At 73.4% G+C, this 16498-nt stretch carries 18 protein-coding genes; 13 read left to right on the top strand and 5 right to left on the bottom strand.

What is annotated here, in order from left to right:
• The first annotated feature begins 4 nt into the window (after positions 1-4).
• Positions 5-1102: a PP2C family protein-serine/threonine phosphatase gene (locus tag ACV7NM_RS22705; RefSeq protein ID WP_463411997.1), complete on the top strand. Its 1098-nt coding sequence runs from the start codon at positions 5-7 to the stop codon at positions 1100-1102.
• Between the two features lie 39 nt (positions 1103-1141).
• Here ACV7NM_RS22705 and ACV7NM_RS22700 read toward each other — a convergent pair whose 3' ends face one another.
• On the bottom strand, positions 1142-1396 hold the full coding sequence (locus tag ACV7NM_RS22700) for a hypothetical protein (RefSeq protein ID WP_463411996.1): 255 nt from the start codon (positions 1394-1396) through the stop codon (positions 1142-1144).
• Between the two features lie 107 nt (positions 1397-1503).
• Between ACV7NM_RS22700 and ACV7NM_RS22695 the strand changes: the two genes are divergently transcribed.
• Positions 1504-1872 carry an ArsC/Spx/MgsR family protein gene (locus tag ACV7NM_RS22695; RefSeq protein ID WP_463411995.1) on the top strand — a complete coding sequence of 123 codons (369 nt, stop codon included), beginning with the start codon at positions 1504-1506 and terminating at the stop codon, positions 1870-1872.
• 4 nt (positions 1873-1876) lie between these two features.
• Here the strand turns inward: ACV7NM_RS22695 and ACV7NM_RS22690 are convergent, their stop codons facing one another.
• Entirely contained in the window at positions 1877-2509 is a 633-nt protein-coding gene (locus ACV7NM_RS22690) for a TetR/AcrR family transcriptional regulator (protein WP_463411994.1), read from the bottom strand.
• Positions 2510-2592: 83 nt separating this feature from the next.
• Here ACV7NM_RS22690 and ACV7NM_RS22685 point away from each other — a divergent pair, with 83 nt between their 5' ends.
• Both ACV7NM_RS22685 and ACV7NM_RS22680 read left to right on the top strand, forming a co-directional pair.
• A complete protein-coding gene (locus ACV7NM_RS22685) occupies positions 2593-3033 on the top strand; it encodes a DUF4345 domain-containing protein (protein WP_463411993.1) in 441 nt (146 codons plus the stop codon).
• A gap of 81 nt (positions 3034-3114) precedes the next feature.
• Positions 3115-3633: a hypothetical protein gene (locus ACV7NM_RS22680; protein ID WP_463411992.1), complete on the top strand. Its 519-nt coding sequence runs from the start codon at positions 3115-3117 to the stop codon at positions 3631-3633.
• Between the two features lie 127 nt (positions 3634-3760).
• Here ACV7NM_RS22680 and ACV7NM_RS22675 read toward each other — a convergent pair whose 3' ends face one another.
• A complete protein-coding gene (locus ACV7NM_RS22675; protein WP_463414031.1) occupies positions 3761-4705 on the bottom strand; it encodes a Gfo/Idh/MocA family protein in 945 nt (314 codons plus the stop codon).
• A 214-nt stretch (positions 4706-4919) separates the two neighbouring features.
• On the opposite strand from ACV7NM_RS22675, the gene glnII reads away from it, so the two are divergent.
• Together glnII and ACV7NM_RS22665 are read left to right on the top strand one after the other, a co-directional pair.
• A complete protein-coding gene (gene glnII, locus ACV7NM_RS22670) occupies positions 4920-5939 on the top strand; it encodes a glutamine synthetase (RefSeq protein ID WP_463411991.1) in 1020 nt (339 codons plus the stop codon).
• Positions 5940-6465: 526 nt separating this feature from the next.
• Entirely contained in the window at positions 6466-7059 is a 594-nt protein-coding gene (locus ACV7NM_RS22665) for a winged helix-turn-helix domain-containing protein (protein WP_463411990.1), read from the top strand.
• A 75-nt stretch (positions 7060-7134) separates the two neighbouring features.
• On the opposite strand, the gene ACV7NM_RS22660 is transcribed toward ACV7NM_RS22665, so the two are convergent.
• A complete protein-coding gene (locus tag ACV7NM_RS22660) occupies positions 7135-8595 on the bottom strand; it encodes a PepSY-associated TM helix domain-containing protein (protein WP_463411989.1) in 1461 nt (486 codons plus the stop codon).
• A gap of 62 nt (positions 8596-8657) precedes the next feature.
• On the bottom strand, positions 8658-9362 hold the full coding sequence (locus ACV7NM_RS22655; RefSeq protein WP_463411988.1) for a hypothetical protein: 705 nt from the start codon (positions 9360-9362) through the stop codon (positions 8658-8660).
• A 64-nt stretch (positions 9363-9426) separates the two neighbouring features.
• On the opposite strand from ACV7NM_RS22655, the gene ACV7NM_RS22650 reads away from it, so the two are divergent.
• From ACV7NM_RS22650 to ACV7NM_RS22620, 7 genes are all read left to right on the top strand, one after another.
• Positions 9427-10092 carry a rhomboid-like protein gene (locus ACV7NM_RS22650; RefSeq protein WP_463411987.1) on the top strand — a complete coding sequence of 222 codons (666 nt, stop codon included), beginning with the start codon at positions 9427-9429 and terminating at the stop codon, positions 10090-10092.
• Positions 10093-10111: 19 nt separating this feature from the next.
• The gene (locus tag ACV7NM_RS22645) at positions 10112-10912 is read left to right on the top strand and encodes a tyrosine-protein phosphatase (RefSeq protein WP_463411986.1); all 801 of its coding nucleotides are present in this window, start codon (positions 10112-10114) and stop codon (positions 10910-10912) included.
• Positions 10913-10992: 80 nt separating this feature from the next.
• Complete coding sequence (locus ACV7NM_RS22640) at positions 10993-12933, top strand: hypothetical protein (protein WP_463414030.1); 1941 nt, start codon at positions 10993-10995, stop codon at positions 12931-12933.
• Between the two features lie 160 nt (positions 12934-13093).
• The gene (locus tag ACV7NM_RS22635) at positions 13094-14008 is read left to right on the top strand and encodes a metal-dependent hydrolase (protein ID WP_463411985.1); all 915 of its coding nucleotides are present in this window, start codon (positions 13094-13096) and stop codon (positions 14006-14008) included.
• The gene (locus tag ACV7NM_RS22630; protein ID WP_463411984.1) at positions 14005-15048 is read left to right on the top strand and encodes a PDR/VanB family oxidoreductase; all 1044 of its coding nucleotides are present in this window, start codon (positions 14005-14007) and stop codon (positions 15046-15048) included. Before ACV7NM_RS22635 ends, ACV7NM_RS22630 begins: the two co-directional genes overlap by 4 nt.
• Before the next feature lie 64 nt (positions 15049-15112).
• Positions 15113-15823 carry a TetR/AcrR family transcriptional regulator gene (locus tag ACV7NM_RS22625; RefSeq protein ID WP_463411983.1) on the top strand — a complete coding sequence of 237 codons (711 nt, stop codon included), beginning with the start codon at positions 15113-15115 and terminating at the stop codon, positions 15821-15823.
• A gap of 42 nt (positions 15824-15865) precedes the next feature.
• Positions 15866-16390 (top strand): N-acetyltransferase family protein, encoded by a 525-nt coding sequence (locus ACV7NM_RS22620; RefSeq protein ID WP_463411982.1) that lies wholly within the window; start codon positions 15866-15868, stop codon positions 16388-16390.
• The last annotated feature ends 108 nt before the right edge of the window (positions 16391-16498 follow it).

Raw genomic sequence — 16498 nt, 5'->3', positions numbered from 1 at the left:
GGTGATGCACGGACGCGAGGAGCCCGGCTGGCTCCGGGGCGCGCCGCCGCCCCGCTGGGCCCGGGCCGCGCCCTTGGTGGCCTTGGTGGCGCTGATCTGCGTCCAGTGGCTCACTCCCGGCATCGCGGAGCTCGGCTACTTCCTGGCCGCGATCCCGGCCGTGGCCGCGTTCTCGTACGGGGCCACCGGCACGGCCGCCTTCGCCGGCGTGGTCCTGGTCCTGCTCGGCGTGCACCGGCTGGGCGTCGGGCACGCCCGCGGGACCGACCTGGCCACGGTGGCCACCGTCGGCCTGCTCAGCGTGGTCATCGCCTGGGTCCGGCGCCGTCGGGACGCCCAGTTGGTCAGCGTCCGTACGGTCGCCGAGGCGGCGCAGCTCGCACTGCTGCCGCCCGTACCGGAGCGGGTGGGCCGGGTGCGCTGCGACGGCCTCTACCGGGCGGCCCAGCGGGGCACTCTGGTGGGCGGCGACCTCTTCGACGTGCGGGCCGGGCCGTACGGGGTGCGGGCGGTGGTGGGCGACGTACGGGGCCACGGGCTGGCGGCGGTCGGGACGGTGGCCGCGCTGCTCGGCGCCTTCCGGGAGGCGGCGCTGGACGATCCCGGACTGGAGGCGGTGGCGGCCAGGCTGGACCGGCGGCTCCTGGAGGACGCGGCGACCGGGTCCGACGAGCACCCGGAGCTGTTCGCGACCGCGGTCCTGCTGGAGTTCCCGGCGGACCGGGACGTGGTGCGGATCGCCTCCTGCGGGCACCCGCCGGTGCTGTTGCTCCGGGACTTCGAGGCCAGCGAACTGGTCGCGGAGCCCGGCCCTCCGCTGGGTCTGGGGCTCTCCGTCCCGGCGCCCGCGCGCGTCACGGAGGTCCCGCTGCTCCCGGGCGACCGGTTGCTCGTCCACACGGACGGGGTCACGGAGGCGCGCGACGCCGTCGGACACTTCTACCCGCTGGCGCAGCGGGTCCCGATGCTGGCGAGGGAACCGGAGGGGTTGCCGCGCGCGGTGTGGCGGGACCTGCTGGCCTTCACGGAGGGCGGGCCGGGGGACGACGTGGCGGTACTGGTGCTGTCGGCGGCGGAGGTCGACGCGGAGCCAAAGCCGTAGGTCCTACCGGCGCCCGCCGGCGGCCTCCGCCGCCGGGCGTCAGCCGCCGTCGCGGATGAAGGAGCGGACCATCCGGCAGGTGGTGTTGGAGGGACGGTGGATGCCCACCCGGACCGCCATCGTCCGTATCTTCCGGTTGGTGGCGCGCTTGGTGTCGTACGTCCCCGTGTCGAGCAGGGATATCGCCAACCGCATCGCCTTGAGACGGCGGTTGTGGTTCTCGTACCACTCGCGCGGCAGCCCGGCCGGCAGTGGCTTCTTCTTGGGCATCGAAATGATCGCGGCAGCGGCCATCTACAGCCTCCCAAACGGTAGTTGGCTTCCTGTCGTGCTCCCTCGATTTTACGGGGGACCACTGACAATCGCCCCTGGCCAGACGGTGCCTGGCTACCCTGGAGGGCATGGAGATCTGGATCAATCCCGCTTGTTCCAAGTGCCGTGGCGCGCTGACCGTGCTGGACGCGGAGGGCGCCGAGTACACGGTGCGCCGCTACCTGGAGGACGTACCGTCCGAGGCCGAGATCCGCGAGGTGCTGGGCCGCCTCGGCCTGGAGCCCTGGGACATCACCCGGACCTCCGATCCGCTGGCGAAGGAGACGGGCGTACGGGAACTGCCTCGCGAGGAGACCGAGGAGGCGCGCTCGCGCTGGATCGCACACCTGGCGGCGCATCCGAAGCTGATCCAGCGGCCCATCATCACCGCAGAGGACGGCACGGCGGTGGTGGCCCGCTCCGAGGAGGCGGTCCGCGACGCCCTCTCCCGCCGCTAGGCACTCAGGAGCGGGGCGCCGGCGGCCAATCCGGGGCCGGGTCGGAGCCGAGGAGGGGCCTGATGGCGCCCACCACGGCTCCGATGCAGACGTCCCGCAGTTCGGCACGCGTGCAGGTCTGCCGGGAGAGCCAGTCCACGCAGAGCACCTGGACGAAGACGAGCCAGCTCCCCAGGACGCCGGAGACCGCCTCCCGGGCATCGGCGTCCGCGAGCGGGAGGGCGGTGAGCAAGCCTGCGCGGAGGGCGTCCAGTTCCTCGTTCATGATCGTCTGGATGACCGGGTCGCCGGCGAGGACGCGATTGGCGGCCAGGACGGCGTGCCGGTTGGCGACGAAGTAGTCGAGGTGCGCGTCGAGACCTTGGGCCAGTTGCTCGACGAGGGTGCGGTCCGGGTCGAAACGCGTCTCGGCGAGCAGGTCGTCGGCCGCCCGCCGGTACACGGCGGCGAAGAGGTCGTGCTTGCTCGGGAAGTGCCGGTAGAGCAGCGCGCGGGACACGCCCGCCCGCTCCGCGACCTCCTCCATCAGCACCTCGTCGTACGGGCGGGCGGCGAAGAGGCGTGCGCCGACATCGAGGAGCTGGGCGCGGCGGTCCGCCGGTGTGAGCCGTTTGCGCTTGGGAGTGGGAGAAGGCACGCCCGCAGGTTACTTGACACACGTCTACCAGCCGCCCTTAGCTTAAGTAGACACGCGTCAACCAAGGCTGAGGGGTGTGCGGCATGGACGGCAAGGGCGGCAGGGACGACAGGGGCGGCAAGGCGAGGGCACTCAGGGTGCTCGCGCGGGCGATGGGGATCGCGTGCGTGGCGATCGGACTCTTCCACGTCGTGGGCGGCAACGCCGCGATCCCGGGCGCGCGGGACGCGGGCGCGACCGTCGACAGCCTCGGCCGGTTCCTCGGCGCCATCTTCACGGGCTACGGGCTCACCTGGCTGTGGGTGGCCCGCCAGGCGCCCGTGCCGGCGGCGGCCGTGCGCATGCTGATCGGCGTCTTCCTGCTCGGCGGACTCGCCCGCGTGCTGTCGATCGCGGTCGAGGGATGGCCCCACGGGTTCCAGGTGGCACTGATGGTCGTCGAACTCACCCTGTCGCCCGTGTACTTCTGGCTGGCGAACGCGGACGAGGAGGCGGCTCGGTCGGCCCTGCCGGCGCGCACATGACCCGGACCCTCGCCGACCCCCTACCCTGGACCGAGGAAAAGGAGTACATACCCGCCTAATACGGCACAAAGGACCACCGCGATGGCATCAGCGCAGGAACACGCCCTCCCGCCGCCCCCGGCCCGTCGCCGGGCCGCCTGGACGTTCAGCGGGGTGTACGGGACCCTCCTCGCCAGCGGGCTGCTGGCCGCGCTGGAGCGGACGGGCGAGCAGTACTCGCCCTTCTACGACGCCACCTGGGTCCTGGTCACCGCCGTGACGGCGGCGCTCGCGCACGGCTACGCCCACCACATGACCAGTCATCAGCCGGGCTCCCCGGGACACCTGTGGACGGGTCTCGGGCGTGTTGTGTGGCGGGAGTGGCCCATGGTGGCGGCCACCTTGCCCAGCGTCGTACTGCTGCTGCTCGCGGGGCTCACGGGGTGGCCCGAGTACGAGGTGACCGGCATCGCGCTCCTCCTGAACACCGCGCTGCTGTTCGGCTGGGGGACCTTCGCGGCCGTGCGGGTCGGCTACCGGCGGCACAGCGCGCTGCTCATCGGCCTTGCGGACGCCGCGATCGGGGTGGTGATCATCGTCGCCAACGCCGTCATCAAATGACCGCCGCGCCCCCGATCGGCGCCACCCCCGATCGACACCAACCCTGAGCGGCATCACCCCCGGTCGGCGCCGCGCCCCCCACACGGCCGGGCGCCCTCAGCCGGCCGGCGCCCGCCCGGCAGCCGCGTCAGGCGCCCGCCGCCGAACGTTCCGCCTCCGCGAGGATCTCCGTCAGCCTCGCCCCGAACTCCGCCCCGCGCGAATCCGGCTCCCCCGTCCGGACGGCGGTGAGCAGCGCGTCCAGCGCCCGGCCGTACGCGCCGGGTACGTCGCTCCAGTCGGGCAGGGCGAAGACGCCTTCGGCGCCGCGCAGCTCCAGGCCGACCCCTGCCGCGGCGCGCGGCGCGCCCAGGCTGAGCACGGCCGTGCTGAGCGCGCCCGAGGTGTGACGCAGGGCGAGTTGGACCACGTCGGACGACCCGCGGGTGGCCGAGACTGCGGTGACGTCGCCCAGCACCGGGAGCAGTACGGACAGCGCGTGCGGCCCGACGTCCCAGAGGCCGCCCTTGGTCTTGCGCCAGGGCGAGTCGGCGTACGGGCTCGCCTCGCCATCGGGCGGGAAGACCGCGCCGAGCCAGTGGGCGGAAGCGGTGAACCAGCCGCTCCGCCCGGCCTGCTCCTCGACCCAGGAGGCGGTCGGCTCCGCGAAGCGGAGCGTGAGGAAGACGACGGAGGCCACGCCGTACCGCGCGGCGGCGTCCGCGACCGCGCGGGCCTCCTCGACGTTCGTCGCGACGGGCTTGTCGAGCAGCAGGTGGCACCCGGCGGCGGCCGCGCGCACCGCGAGCGGCGCCTGCACGTCCGGCGGCAGGGCGAAGGCCACGGCGTCACAGTCCGCGAACAGCGCGTCGGGGTCTTCGTACACCTTCACGCCGTGGACCCGAGCCAGCTCGGCCGCCGCCTCGGGGCGCCGGCCCCACACTCCGGCGAAGTCGGACCCGGTGTGGGCGGCGAGGGCGGGGGCGTGGGTGCGGTGCGCCCACGGGCCGGTGCCGAGCAGGCCGACCCGGAGGCGGGGGCCGCCGTCGGCCTGCGGAACGGGATCGACGGACGAGTTCAAATCGTACGAAATGCTCACCTGCCCAGTCTGCCGCACCCGTACGGGTGCCCCGCCCCCGACCCGCACGACCACCCCCACCTGCGGTGTAAACCCCGGTAACACGGGGTTCACAACCGGGCAACGGAAGAGAAATCGCGAAGGGGCACGCTTCGATCGGCAGAGCAGTGCCGCAACCCGCCGCGAGCGCGGGGTCGGCGCCGGAGCGACGTACCGAAGGATGGGGCCCGTGAGCTACAAGGCTGAGTACATCTGGATCGACGGCACCGAGCCGACGGCGAAGCTGCGCTCCAAGACGAAGATCCTCGCCGAAGGGGACGCGCTCCCGGTCTGGGGCTTCGACGGTTCGAGCACCAACCAGGCCGAGGGGCACGCCTCCGACCGCGTGCTCCAGCCCGTCTTCTCCTGCCCGGACCCGATCCGCGGCGGGGCGAACGTACTGGTGCTGTGCGAGGTGCTGAACATCGACATGACCCCGCACGAGTCGAACACGCGCGCGCTGCTGCGCCCGGTCGCGGAGAAGTTCGCCGGGCAGGAGCCGATCTTCGGCATCGAGCAGGAGTACACCTTCTTCGACGGGACCCGCCCGCTCGGCTTCCCGGTGAACGGCTTCCCGGCAGCGCAGGGCGGCTACTACTGCGGCGTCGGCTCGGACGAGATCTTCGGGCGCGAGATCGTCGAGAAGCACCTGGACCACTGCCTCGCGGCGGGACTCGCCATCTCCGGTATCAACGCGGAGGTCATGCCCGGCCAGTGGGAGTTCCAGGTCGGTCCGGTCGGTCCGCTGGAGGTCTCCGACCAGCTGTGGATCGCCCGCTGGCTGCTGTACCGCACCGCCGAGGACTTCAACGTCTCCGCGACGCTGAACCCCAAGCCGGTGAAGGGCGACTGGAACGGCGCCGGCGCGCACACCAACTTCTCCACCAAGGCGATGCGCGAGGACTACCGCGCGATCATCTCGGCCTGCGAGGCCCTGGGCGAGGGCTCGAAGCCGATGGACCACGTGAAGAACTACGGCGCCGGCATCGACGAGCGCCTGACGGGTCTGCACGAGACGGCGCCCTGGAACGAGTTCAGCTACGGGGTCTCCGACCGGGGCGCGTCGGTCCGCATCCCGTGGCAGGTGGAGAAGGACGGCAAGGGGTACATCGAGGACCGCCGCCCGAACGCCAACGTGGACCCGTACGTGGTGACCCGTCTGATCACCGACACCTGCTGCACCGGCCTGGAGAGGGACCGCCTCGTCTGACCGCTCCCCGACCGCACCGGAGCCCCACGCCGCGCGCCCGCCGACCACACCCGGTCGACGGGCGCCGTCGTACGCCGTCGTCCGGGGCGCCGCCGTCGGCCGGCCGGGACGAATCTGCCCACCATGCGATACGAAAGGCGGGAGGGGGCTGCCCGGACCGGGTTCGAGAACCCGCCCTTTTGCCTGGTTAGGTGCGGTTTCACCCCATCGGATTGACGGAATGTGAGATGTTGATCCACAGAGTGAGACGCACTCTGCCCCGGGCCCCGCACATCTGCTTGAATGACGCCCATGGCCAGCCCCTCGCACACCTCGTCAGGTCGCAGCGACCTGGAGCCGTTCTGGCCGTCCCGTCAGGATCACGATTTCGACCGGGTGTGTTGCCGCGCGGAGAACGCGCCGGCCCTCTAAAGCCACCGGGACCCCACCACCAAACCCTCCCCGGGGCCTTCGGTCTGCGCGGTACGACAACGACGACGTACGTACGTCTCCTGCCGACCACTCCGCGTGAAAGAGCTGACCACTCATGGCGAACACCCACTCCATCGCTTCTGCCGCATCCGCTGCGACCTCCGCCCCCCTGACCTATCCACCGGGTCCCCGCCATCGGCTGCGCGCCGTGGACCGGGACGACGTGGCCCGGGTGGTGGACCTGCTCCCGCCCGGCGCCACCTGGTTGCCCGCGCCCCAGCACTCGTTGCCGGCGCTGCCCGGACACCCGCCGATGGTCGGCTACCTGGTCCTCGTACCCGCCGATCAGCAGCCCCCGATCGCCTTCGCCCCGCATTCCGTTCCCGCCCCGGCGAAGACCGCCCCCGCGACCCCGGACACCACCGGCGACGCCCTCGTACGGATCGACCCGGCGCGGCGCACCGCCGAAGTCGACGGCCGGGCAATGGACCTGACGTACCTGGAGTTCGAGCTGCTGGCCCACCTGGTGGCTCACCCGCACCGGGTGCACAGTCGGGACCAGTTGGTCACCACGGTCTGGGGTTACGGCCACGTCGGTGACGGCCGGACGGTCGACGTCCACATCGCCCGGCTGCGCCGCAAGCTGGGCGCGGCCCACCGCGACGCGATCCAGACCGTACGCCGGGTGGGCTACAAGTACGCCCCCTGAGCCGACGGCCGCCGAGCCGGCGGGTGGGCCCGTACGCGCGAGGAGGCGCGTACGGGCCCACCCGCCCATCGGGCTCTAGACGCCGGCCGGGCGGCGGGCGAGGAAGCCGAGCAGTACGTCGACCGCCAGGAAGGCCACCAGGCTGATGCCCAGCATCGGCACGAACCAGCCCACCAGCGCCGTCGCCGCCGCGAGCGGCGGCAACAGCGTCACGGGCAGCTTGCGCCACACCCCGCGCGGGTGGGCGCGACCGGCCGAGAACACGCGTTCCTTGGTCGGCCGCCGCAACCACCACATCCGGTATCCCGAGAAGACGAGGAACATCAACGCCACGGCCAGGGCCGCCAGGGCCAGTTGGTTGACGATCCCGAAGGTCAGGCCCATGTGCAGGTCGATGCCGAAGCGGGTCATCTGCGCGAGCAACGGGTAATCGGCGAAGCGCAGTTCATCGATGACCTTGCCGTCGGCCGGGTCGACGGCGACGGAGTCGAGGTGTACGGGCACCTGCTTGTCCGCCTCCTTGATGACGTAGCCCTTGCCCGCGGCGGGCAGGGTCACGCGGAGCGACTCGGTGACGCCGGCGGCCCGGGCGGCGGCCACGGCGCGGTCGATGCCGATGTCAGCGGTCGACGGCGGCAGGGGCATCTCCATGCCCTCGGTCATGACATGCCCGGCGTGCTCGTCCCCGCCGTCGGCGCCGGCGCTCCCGGACAGTGCGGCGGAGACGGACGGAGTGGCGCCGCCGAGGCCTTCCCGGAGCTGCCCGATGTTCTCACCGGCGTACTTGGACCAGGTCAGGCCGGTGGTGGAGAGGGCGACGAGTCCGGCAGCGGCCCACAGGCCCACCGCCCCGTGCCAGGACAGGGTCCGGCGGCGGCCGGTCGCGGCGCGGTCGGGCAGGACGAGACGGGCCCTGTGGCTGCGGCGGCGGCCGATCCACAGCGCGAGGCCGCCCAGCGCGACCACCCACAGCCAGCTGGCGGCCAGTTCGCTGTAGGCGCGGCCGAACGCGCCGAGCCGCAGGTCGGCGTGGAGCCCGCTCAACCAGGCGCGCAGCGGCAGCGCGTCACCGTGGGTGGTGAGTTGCCCTCGTACGTCCGCCGTGTAGGGGTCGACGAACACGGTCAGGGTCTCGTCGTCCGCGAGGCCCGGGCTGTTCATGATCACCCGGGTGGTCGCCTCGGCGTCGGGCGCGGGCCACACGGCCACGACCTCGCCCTTCGGCGCGGCCCCCTTGGCCGCCTGGACCTGGTCGCCGAGCGGCAGGGCGTGGTCTCCGACGCGGGCGACGGTCAGCTCGTCGGAGTAGAGGATCTTCTCGGCCTGCCAGGAGCCGGCGTACAGCAGCCCGGTGGCGGCGGCGATGAACAGCAGCGGCGCTATGAGCAGCCCGGCGTAGAAGTGCGTCCGCAGGAGCAGCGGACGCAGCGCGGCCCAGGCTCCCGGGGTGCGCGTGGTCGGTTCGTCGGCGCGCGTGCCGGAGGGAGGGGCTTCGGCCGTCCGCGTGGGATCGGCTTGGAGTTCGTCAAAAGACATGGGTGTCCTGAGAGTTGGCGAAGACATGGGTGACGGGCCCCTGGCCTCGCCGCCCGCGCCTCTCAGGCGGGGACGGGCCGGCCGGGGGCCGTTGCTCGGGTGTCTCGCCGGACCGGGGGCCCGCGCCGGACGACGGTGTGGGCCGGCACCGCCCCGCGCAGCCGGCGCGGCGGTCCGTACGGGGCGCGGTACCCGGCCGGTGCCGGTACGGGGGCCACTCGGGTGCGCAGGAGTACGAGCGCGCGGGCGAGCGGTCGGGCCGCGAGCAGCGCGGTGGCTCCCAGGGCCGCGGCGAGCCGGAACACGGCCGCCTCGCCCCAGGCCAGCCAGGCGGCGCAGAACACCCCGGCGAGGACGTGCGCGGCGATCATGCCGAGACCGCCCCGCCCGTGACCGGCCATGCCCGTCATGTCCGCCATACCGGGGTTGTCGGCGCCCATGGCGCTCATGTCCATGCCCGCCATGTGGTGCGTGGGCACCCGTGCGGGCGCGGTGGCGGAATCCGGCCCGGTCAGCCGGCTCCCGGTGAAGGCCAGGTGCAGCGCCCCCTGTACGGCGAGCAGGGCGGCGGTTATCGCGAGCGGGCCCCGGCGGCGCCCGGCGGCGAGCCAGGCGAGAGTGCCGATCACCGCGAAGGAGGACAGGACCCCCGAAGCGGGGACATTCATACCGGACATGGACGAATGCCCCACCGCGCCCAGGGAGACGCACACCGCCGCGAACATCGCGGCCCGCAGGGCACGCATCGGCGCGCGGGAGTCAGACATGTCCGGCTCATGCTCCCATGGCCCCGACGCCCGCCGCGAGGAGGCCGTGTCAGATCATGGTCGGGTGAAACAGCTGCCGTGGTCGTCGTCGCCGTCCATCTGGTCGCCGTCTTCCTGGTCGCCGTCCTCGTGGTCGGTGCCGCTCGGGGTCGTCTACACCGGCGGGGTCCAGCTCGGTGCGTACGTGCTGGAGCGGCTGGGCCCGCGGACGCGGGACCGGGTGCTGCGCCGTTGCTCGACGAACGTCGACAATCTGGACGCGGGCCGCTGGGAAACCCTGCTCAGCAGCGCCTTCACGGTCGAGGAGCCCATGCCGCCGCCCTACGCGCTGCTGCTGGTCGCGGTGCTCGGGTACGCGGAGTACGCGTACGGCGCCTGGTGGACGGCGTCGGTGTTCCTGTTCGGGCACGCGGCCGCGACCCTGCTCGTGTACGGGGCGCTGCGGCGCGGGGCAGACCGGGAGACGCGCCGGGCCCTGGACGTGGGAACCAGCCACGGGTTCAACGCCGTGCTCGGGGCGCTCACCTCGGCGCTGCCGCGCGGGTCCGTACGGGGCGCCGCCCGGGTGGGGCTCCTGGCCCTCGCCGCCCGACCGGTGTTCCGGCCCGGGCGCACCTTCACCGACGTCGGACACCTGGTCGCGCTGGGGATCGGCATCGGCCTCTCCCTGGCCGTCGATTGTCCTTCCGGGGCGAATCATCAGAAAATCGGTCCCACCAGACACGTATGACACCAGCCGGAGCCGCCCGATGACCGCCACCCCCTCCACCACCGTCGCGAACCTCCGCGACCTCGGCGGCACTCCGCTCGCGGGCGACCGCACGGTCCGCCCGGGGCTGGTCCTGCGCTCCGGCGCGCTGGACCGGCTCGACCCGGACGCCGATCCCGCGGTGGCCGCGCTGGGCATCCGTACGGTCATCGACTTCCGCGGCGAGGTCGAGCGCGCCGACCACCCGGACCGGCTGCCGACCGGCGCGCGGCTGCTGGTACGTGACGTACTGGCGGACCGCCTGCAGGCCGGCATAGGGAAGATGCCCCCGGCCGCGCGGCTCAAGGACCTGATGGCGGACCCGATCGTGGCCGAGGAGCACCTGGGCGGGGGCAAGGCGCAGGCCATCTTCGGGGACGTCTACCGGTCCTTCGTGAACTCGACCTCCGCGCACGCCGCCTACCGGTCACTGCTCACCGAGGCCGCCGATCCGCAGGCCGGCCCGCTGCTGTTCCACTGCACCGCGGGCAAGGACCGCACGGGGTGGGGCGCGACCGTCATCCTCTCGCTGCTCGGCGCGGACGACGACACCCTCATGGCCGAATACATGTCGGTGAACCCGGCCGTCAAGCGGGCGTTCGCGCCCATGATCGAAGGCTTCACGGCGGCCGGCGGGGACCCCGAGATCGCCCTGGCGCTGATCGGGGTGTTCCCCTCCTACCTGCAGACGGCGCTGGAGGAAGTCGCCACCCGCTACGGCTCCATGGAGAAGTACGTGCGGGAGGGGCTCGGCGTTCCCGACGAGACCGTCGAGGCGCTGCGGGCCCACCTGATCGCCTGAGGCGCCGGGCCGCCGGGCGCGGCGCGGAATCGCCCGAACGGGTGCGCGGAAGCGGGTGACCATCCGACGATTCGCTCGTTCTGCTGAACGTGACTGCGCCGGATACCGCCACCCGCTCCCTGCCTCCCCTGACGCCCGGCCTGGAGCAGGCCGAGGCCGCCATCGTCGAGCACTACCCGCGGCTGGTGCGGCTCGCCTACCTGGTGCTGCCGCCCTCCCTCGGGCGCAACCGACGGGTCCTCACGGCTCACTCGCTGACCCAGCGGGCCCTGCCGCGCGGTCGCCGGGGCAGCGATGACGCCGCCGTGCGCGGTGGGGTCCCGGCGCAGCGGGACGGCCTGGAGGGCCCCGAGTCGGGGTACCCGTACGTGCGGCTGCGCGTGTTGCGCTCCGCCTTGGAGGCGGGCGTCCCGTTCACCTTCCGGGCACTCCCGCTGCGGGGACAGCTGCCCCGGCTGCTCCCCCAGGTGTGGGGGCTGCGGCTGTTCCCGCGCTCGGGCGGGGCCGAGGAGCTGGCGTTGGACCAGTGGCTGACCACCCTGAGCGGTCCCGGGCGCGCCGCCTGCGTGCTGCGGGCGCTGGAGGGGCTGGCGGAGCCCGACGTCCTGAGCATGCTCGCGGACGCGGGGGTGGCGAACCCGACGGGGGCGGTCGCGGAGTCCGGCGACCCGGTGCACGACGCCCTCTTCGCCTCCCCCGAGTTCGATCCGTGCGTGCTCCAGGCCCGGCCCACCGATCTCTTGCGGCGGCGCCGGTTCACCCGGGCCGGGATCGCCGCCGCGGCCGCCCTCGCGGTGTGCGGCGCCCTGCTCGCGCTGCCGGGCGGCGGCTGGGGCTCGGACGGGCCCGCCGCCCCGCCGTACGCGAAGAACGCCGTGGCGGAGCAGGCACTCGACCCCGGGCAACTGGTCCGCGTCCCGCCCACCCTCTGGCGCACCTCCTCCCGTACGGACTTCTCCGCCTGGCCGGCCCGCGGCGACCGCGCCGACGACACCGCGCTGCTGCGCCGGGCGCTCGCCGTGTGGGCCCGCCCCGGCCGCTCGGTGGTCGTCTCGGCCACGCCCGGAACGCCGTCGGGGCCGCCGATGGGCCCGCCGCAACTGCTGTTCGCCGGGGCCGTGGACCAGGCCGTGGTGGTCCTGCTGTACGACGGTCTACGCGTGGTCCGTTACGCCGAGCCCCGCGGCGGCACCGCCGGGGCCGCCCTCGATTTCGCCCGCACGGACGGGGCGTCCGCGGACTCCGCGACGGCCCTGGTGCTCAGCCGGGTCGACGGCAACGTCCGCTACCTGACGGCCCCCTGGGTGCTCGGCGCCGCGCTGCGGGACCTGCTCAAGCCGGACGAGTCGCCCTCGGCGTTGAAGCTGACCCCGGACGGGATGACGCCGCCGGTACCCGGACCCGCCCCGACGGGCACCTGTACGAGCTGGAACGCGTTGGCCCTGACGGGCGACGGCGCCACCCGGCTGGTGACGGACCTCGGTGAACTGACCCCGGTCCGGCTGACCTCGGGCGCGCCGGGCGCCGAGCGCGACGTGACGGAGGCGGCCGAGCTGGGCGAGTGGTCGCGGACGGCGTGCCTGCTGCCCTCGGTCCGCTCGCACGGGGTGCGCACCGTCAACGCCTGGACGTACGCGAAGCAGCCGCTGCCCGAGGGGGACGGGACGGCGACCTGGCTGTGCAGCCGGGCCGAGACCTGGCAGGGCACCGCGGACCGGGTCCAGGCCCAGTTCCTGGCTCCGGGCGCGCCGCTCGCGGCCCAGGCGGCCAAGGCGGAGGGCTCCCCCGCGTGCGGTCCCCGGCAGCCCCGGGTACTCGCGGGCGTGCTGTGGAAGTCGAATGGGGGCCAGTGGTACGTGCTGGCCGCGGGCAGCGCCCAGTTCACCTCCCTCTCCGCGGCCGGGGGCGGGGTGAACGGGAGCGCGAACGGGAACCGGCTCGCGGTGAAGGCGACGCAGGGAGCGCAGGTCGACCTCTCGGGCAGGCTCACGGACGGCACGAAGGCGGAAGCCCTGCGCTGACGAAGGCGACGGGCGAAGGCGACGGCCGGCGCGAACCCGGGCCCGGGCGGTGTCCTGGGCACCGGCCCGCGACGGCCGTGCGGACCGGCCCGGGCGGCCGTGCGGAAAATCCCGGCGCAGAGGGCTTCTCCTCGACCCTACCCCTCAGTACATTGACGCCATGTCTAATACGCCGCACGCGCCCGCCCCCGTGGCGTCGGAACACCCGGGCTTGTACGAGCACATGGGCCTCCAGCCGCGGAACGTGTCCTTCTCCTGGGACGACACCCCCCTCCACTGGCTCCCCGGCGACCCGTTCGCCGGGCACACCATCAACGTGCTGCACCTGCTGCTGCCCGCCGGGGAGCGCTGGTTCGTCCACGTCTACAAGCAGGTGCTCCCGTACATCACGGACGAGCGGCTGCGCGCGGACGTCGTCGGCTTCATAGGCCAGGAGGCCATGCACGCCGCCGCCCACGACGACGTGCTCCCGCATCTGAAGCGGCTCGGCCTGGACCCGACCCCCTACACGGCGCAGGTCGACTGGTTCTTCGAGAAGCTGCTGGGCGACCGGACCCTGCCCCCCGGCAGGGCCCGCAAGTGGTGGCTGATGGAACGGGTCGCGATCATCGCGGCGGTCGAGCACTACACGGCGTTCCTCGGCGACTGGGTCCTGAACGCCGACGAACTCGACCGCCGGGGCGCCGATCCGATGATGCTGGACCTGCTGCGCTGGCACGGGGCGGAGGAGGTCGAGCACCGCGCCGTCGCCTTCGACCTGTTCATGCACGTCGACGGCGGCTACCGGCGCCGGGTGCGGACCTGGGCGACGGCCTTCGCGGCCCTGACGTTCCTCTGGCAGCGGGGCGCCCGCTTCTTCATGGACAACGACCCCGAACTCCCCGCGGCCAAGGCCTCGTTCGGTCAGCTGTTCCGGGCCGGACAGCAGGGCGTCCTCCCCTCGACGGGCTCGATGCTCAAGTCCATCCCCACCTACCTCTCCCGCACCTACCACCCCTCGCAGGAGGGCTCGACGGCCCAGGCCGTGGCCTACCTCGCCACCTCGCCCGGCGCGAACGGCGGGGTGCGGGCATGAGGCGCGCCCTGACGCTCACGGCGGCGGCCGGCGCCGCGTTCCTCACCCGGCGCGCGCTCCGCCGGCGCATCCGACGCTCCCCCCTGTGGCCGCTGCCGGCCCTGGAGGTCCCGGTCTCGGGCCACTCCCCGCGCCGGTTGCTGCGGGTCCCGGTCGTCGAGCGGAGCGAGCCCGCGGAGGGCGTCGTGCTGCTGACCCTGGAATCGCCGGAGCTGCCCGCCTGGACTCCCGGGGCGCACGTGGACCTCGTACTGCCGTCGGGGTCGGTGCGCCAGTACAGCCTGTGCGGCGACCCGGCGGACGCGGGGCGCTACACGATCGCGGTGCGGCTGATCGAGGACGGCCGCGGCGGTTCCCGCGAGGCGCACGCCACGCTGGTGGAGGGCGCCCGGCTGCGACTGCGGGCGCCCCGCAACCGGTTCCCCCTCGTGCCGGCCCCGGCGTACGCGTTCGTGGCGGGCGGGATCGGCATCACCCCGATCCTGCCGATGCTGCGTGCGGCCACGGCGGCGGGGGCCGATTGGACGTTGCTCTATGGCGGGCGCACCCGCGCGTCGATGCCGTTCCTCGCCGAACTCGCCGTGTACGGGGACCGGGTCACGATCGTCCCCGAGGACGAGGCGGGCCTGCCGGACCTGAGCGCGCTCTCCTCGACCCCCGCCGCCGCGGTTTACTGCTGTGGCCCGGAGCCGCTGATCTCCGCGGTCCTGGCCGTCACCCCCGACCCTTCGGCCGTGCACCTGGAACGCTTCACCGCCTCCGCGCCCGCGGGCGAGGCTAAGCCCTTCACGGTCGAACTCCGCCGCTCCGGGCGCACGGTCGAGGTCGCGGCGGACGAAAGCGCCCTGACGGCGGTGCGCCGCGTACTGCCCGACACCCCGTACTCCTGCCGACAGGGCTTCTGCGGCACCTGCCGACACCGGGTGCTGGAGGGGGAGGTGGAACACCGCGACGAGCTCCTCACCGACGCCGGACGCGAGGGCTCGATGCTCCTGTGCGTCTCCCGCGCCGCCTCGGACCACCTGGTCCTGGACGCGTAGCGGCGCGAACACCCGGCCGGCCACCCCGCCGAGGCCCGCGCCGGAGTGGAAGTAGGGTGTCCGCATGACAACCGGGGTGCGGCGCAGGATGGGTGTCGAGGAGCGGCGGCAGCAGCTGATCGGGGTGGCCCTGGAGCTGTTCAGCCACCGGTCTCCCGACGACGTGTCGATCGACGAGATCGCGGCGGCCGCGGGCATATCGCGGCCGCTCGTCTACCACTACTTTCCCGGCAAGTTGAGCCTGTACGAGGCGGCGCTGCGCCGGGCCGCCGACGAGCTGGCGCTGCGGTTCGTGGAACCTCAGGAGGGACCGCTCGGGGCTCGGCTGCTGCGGGTGATGGGGCGGTTCTTCGCGTTCGTCGACGAACACGGGCCGGGTTTCTCGGCGTTGATGCGGGGCGGCCCGGCGGTCGGCAGCAGCAGGGCCAACGCGATGATCGACGAGGTCCGCCAGGCCGCGTACGAGGAGATCCTCAAGCACCTGGGCGTCTCGGCCGACGCTCCGCCCGCCCGGCTGGAGCTCGTCGTGCGGTCGTGGGTGTCGCTCGCCGAGTCCACCGCGCTGATCTGGTTGGACGGCCGGCGCATCCCGCGCTCGGAGCTGGAACTGCAACTGGTGCACGACTTCGCCGCGCTGGCCGCCGTGAGCGCCGCCTACGACGAGGAGATGGCGCGGATCCTGGTGCGCATCCTGTCCGCGGAGCCGGCCGACGGGCCGTTCGGTCTGCTCGTGGGGCGGTTGGCGGCGCTGGTACCGGGCGCCACGTCATCATGACGTGATCATGACGTGGCCCGTACCCCGCGTGATAATGCCCGCGTGATCATTGACGACGGGATGTTGTTCCGCCAGGCCGAGGAGAAGGACGCCGGCACCCTGGTGAAGCTGTACGACCAGGCCGCCCGGTGGATGCGCAAGCACGGGATCGACGAGTGGAAGCCCGGCGAGAAGGACGCGGCGCACTTCCGCGCGCGGATGCGCGACGGCGAGGTGTGGTTGGCGCAGGACGCCGACGGCCGGGTGGTCGGGGCATACGAGCTGTGGTGGTCCGACGAAGAGGCCTGGGGCGTGCAGCCGCCCGTCGCCGGCTACGTGCACCGGTTGATGGTGGAGCGCGAGGCCGCGCCCCCTGGCGCGGGCCGACGCATGCTCGAACACTCCGAGTGGCGGATCGCCCGCACCGGCCGGGAACGCTCGCGGCTGGACTGCGTCTCGACCAACCCCCGGCTGCTGAGCTACTACCGGGGCGCGGGGTACCGGGTCGTCGGGGAGTTCCCGTCCAAACAGGCCGCGGACGGGCGGGTCTACGGCGTGATCCTGCTGGAGCGGCGCCTGGACGTCTGAGGCGTTCACGGGCGTCGGGGAGGCACAGCACCTGCCCCCGCCACAACCACACCCGGTGCGCCATGCCACGTCCCCTCTCGGCCGTGGCGCCCCCAACCGGTTGCCGCG

The organism is Streptomyces sp. Tek67B01, assembly GCF_055231995.1.
The sequence above is the reverse complement of the archived record's forward strand: the minus strand, read 5'-3'. Positions and strand labels throughout refer to the sequence as shown.

Bases quoted from the DNA above. Each gene is read 5' to 3' on its own strand.
- ACV7NM_RS22705 (WP_463411997.1), top strand. From the start codon at position 5: ATGCACGGACGCGAGGAGCCCGGCTGGCTCCGGGGCGCGCCGCCGCCC.
- ACV7NM_RS22700 (WP_463411996.1), bottom strand. From the start codon at position 1,396: ATGGCCGCTGCCGCGATCATTTCGATGCCCAAGAAGAAGCCACTGCCG.
- ACV7NM_RS22695 (WP_463411995.1), top strand. From the start codon at position 1,504: ATGGAGATCTGGATCAATCCCGCTTGTTCCAAGTGCCGTGGCGCGCTG.
- ACV7NM_RS22685 (WP_463411993.1), top strand. From the start codon at position 2,593: ATGGACGGCAAGGGCGGCAGGGACGACAGGGGCGGCAAGGCGAGGGCA.
- ACV7NM_RS22680 (WP_463411992.1), top strand. From the start codon at position 3,115: ATGGCATCAGCGCAGGAACACGCCCTCCCGCCGCCCCCGGCCCGTCGC.
- ACV7NM_RS22665 (WP_463411990.1), top strand. From the start codon at position 6,466: ATGGCGAACACCCACTCCATCGCTTCTGCCGCATCCGCTGCGACCTCC.
- ACV7NM_RS22660 (WP_463411989.1), bottom strand. From the start codon at position 8,595: ATGTCTTTTGACGAACTCCAAGCCGATCCCACGCGGACGGCCGAAGCC.
- ACV7NM_RS22655 (WP_463411988.1), bottom strand. From the start codon at position 9,362: ATGTCTGACTCCCGCGCGCCGATGCGTGCCCTGCGGGCCGCGATGTTC.
- ACV7NM_RS22645 (WP_463411986.1), top strand. From the start codon at position 10,112: ATGACCGCCACCCCCTCCACCACCGTCGCGAACCTCCGCGACCTCGGC.
- ACV7NM_RS22635 (WP_463411985.1), top strand. From the start codon at position 13,094: ATGTCTAATACGCCGCACGCGCCCGCCCCCGTGGCGTCGGAACACCCG.
- ACV7NM_RS22630 (WP_463411984.1), top strand. From the start codon at position 14,005: ATGAGGCGCGCCCTGACGCTCACGGCGGCGGCCGGCGCCGCGTTCCTC.
- ACV7NM_RS22625 (WP_463411983.1), top strand. From the start codon at position 15,113: ATGACAACCGGGGTGCGGCGCAGGATGGGTGTCGAGGAGCGGCGGCAG.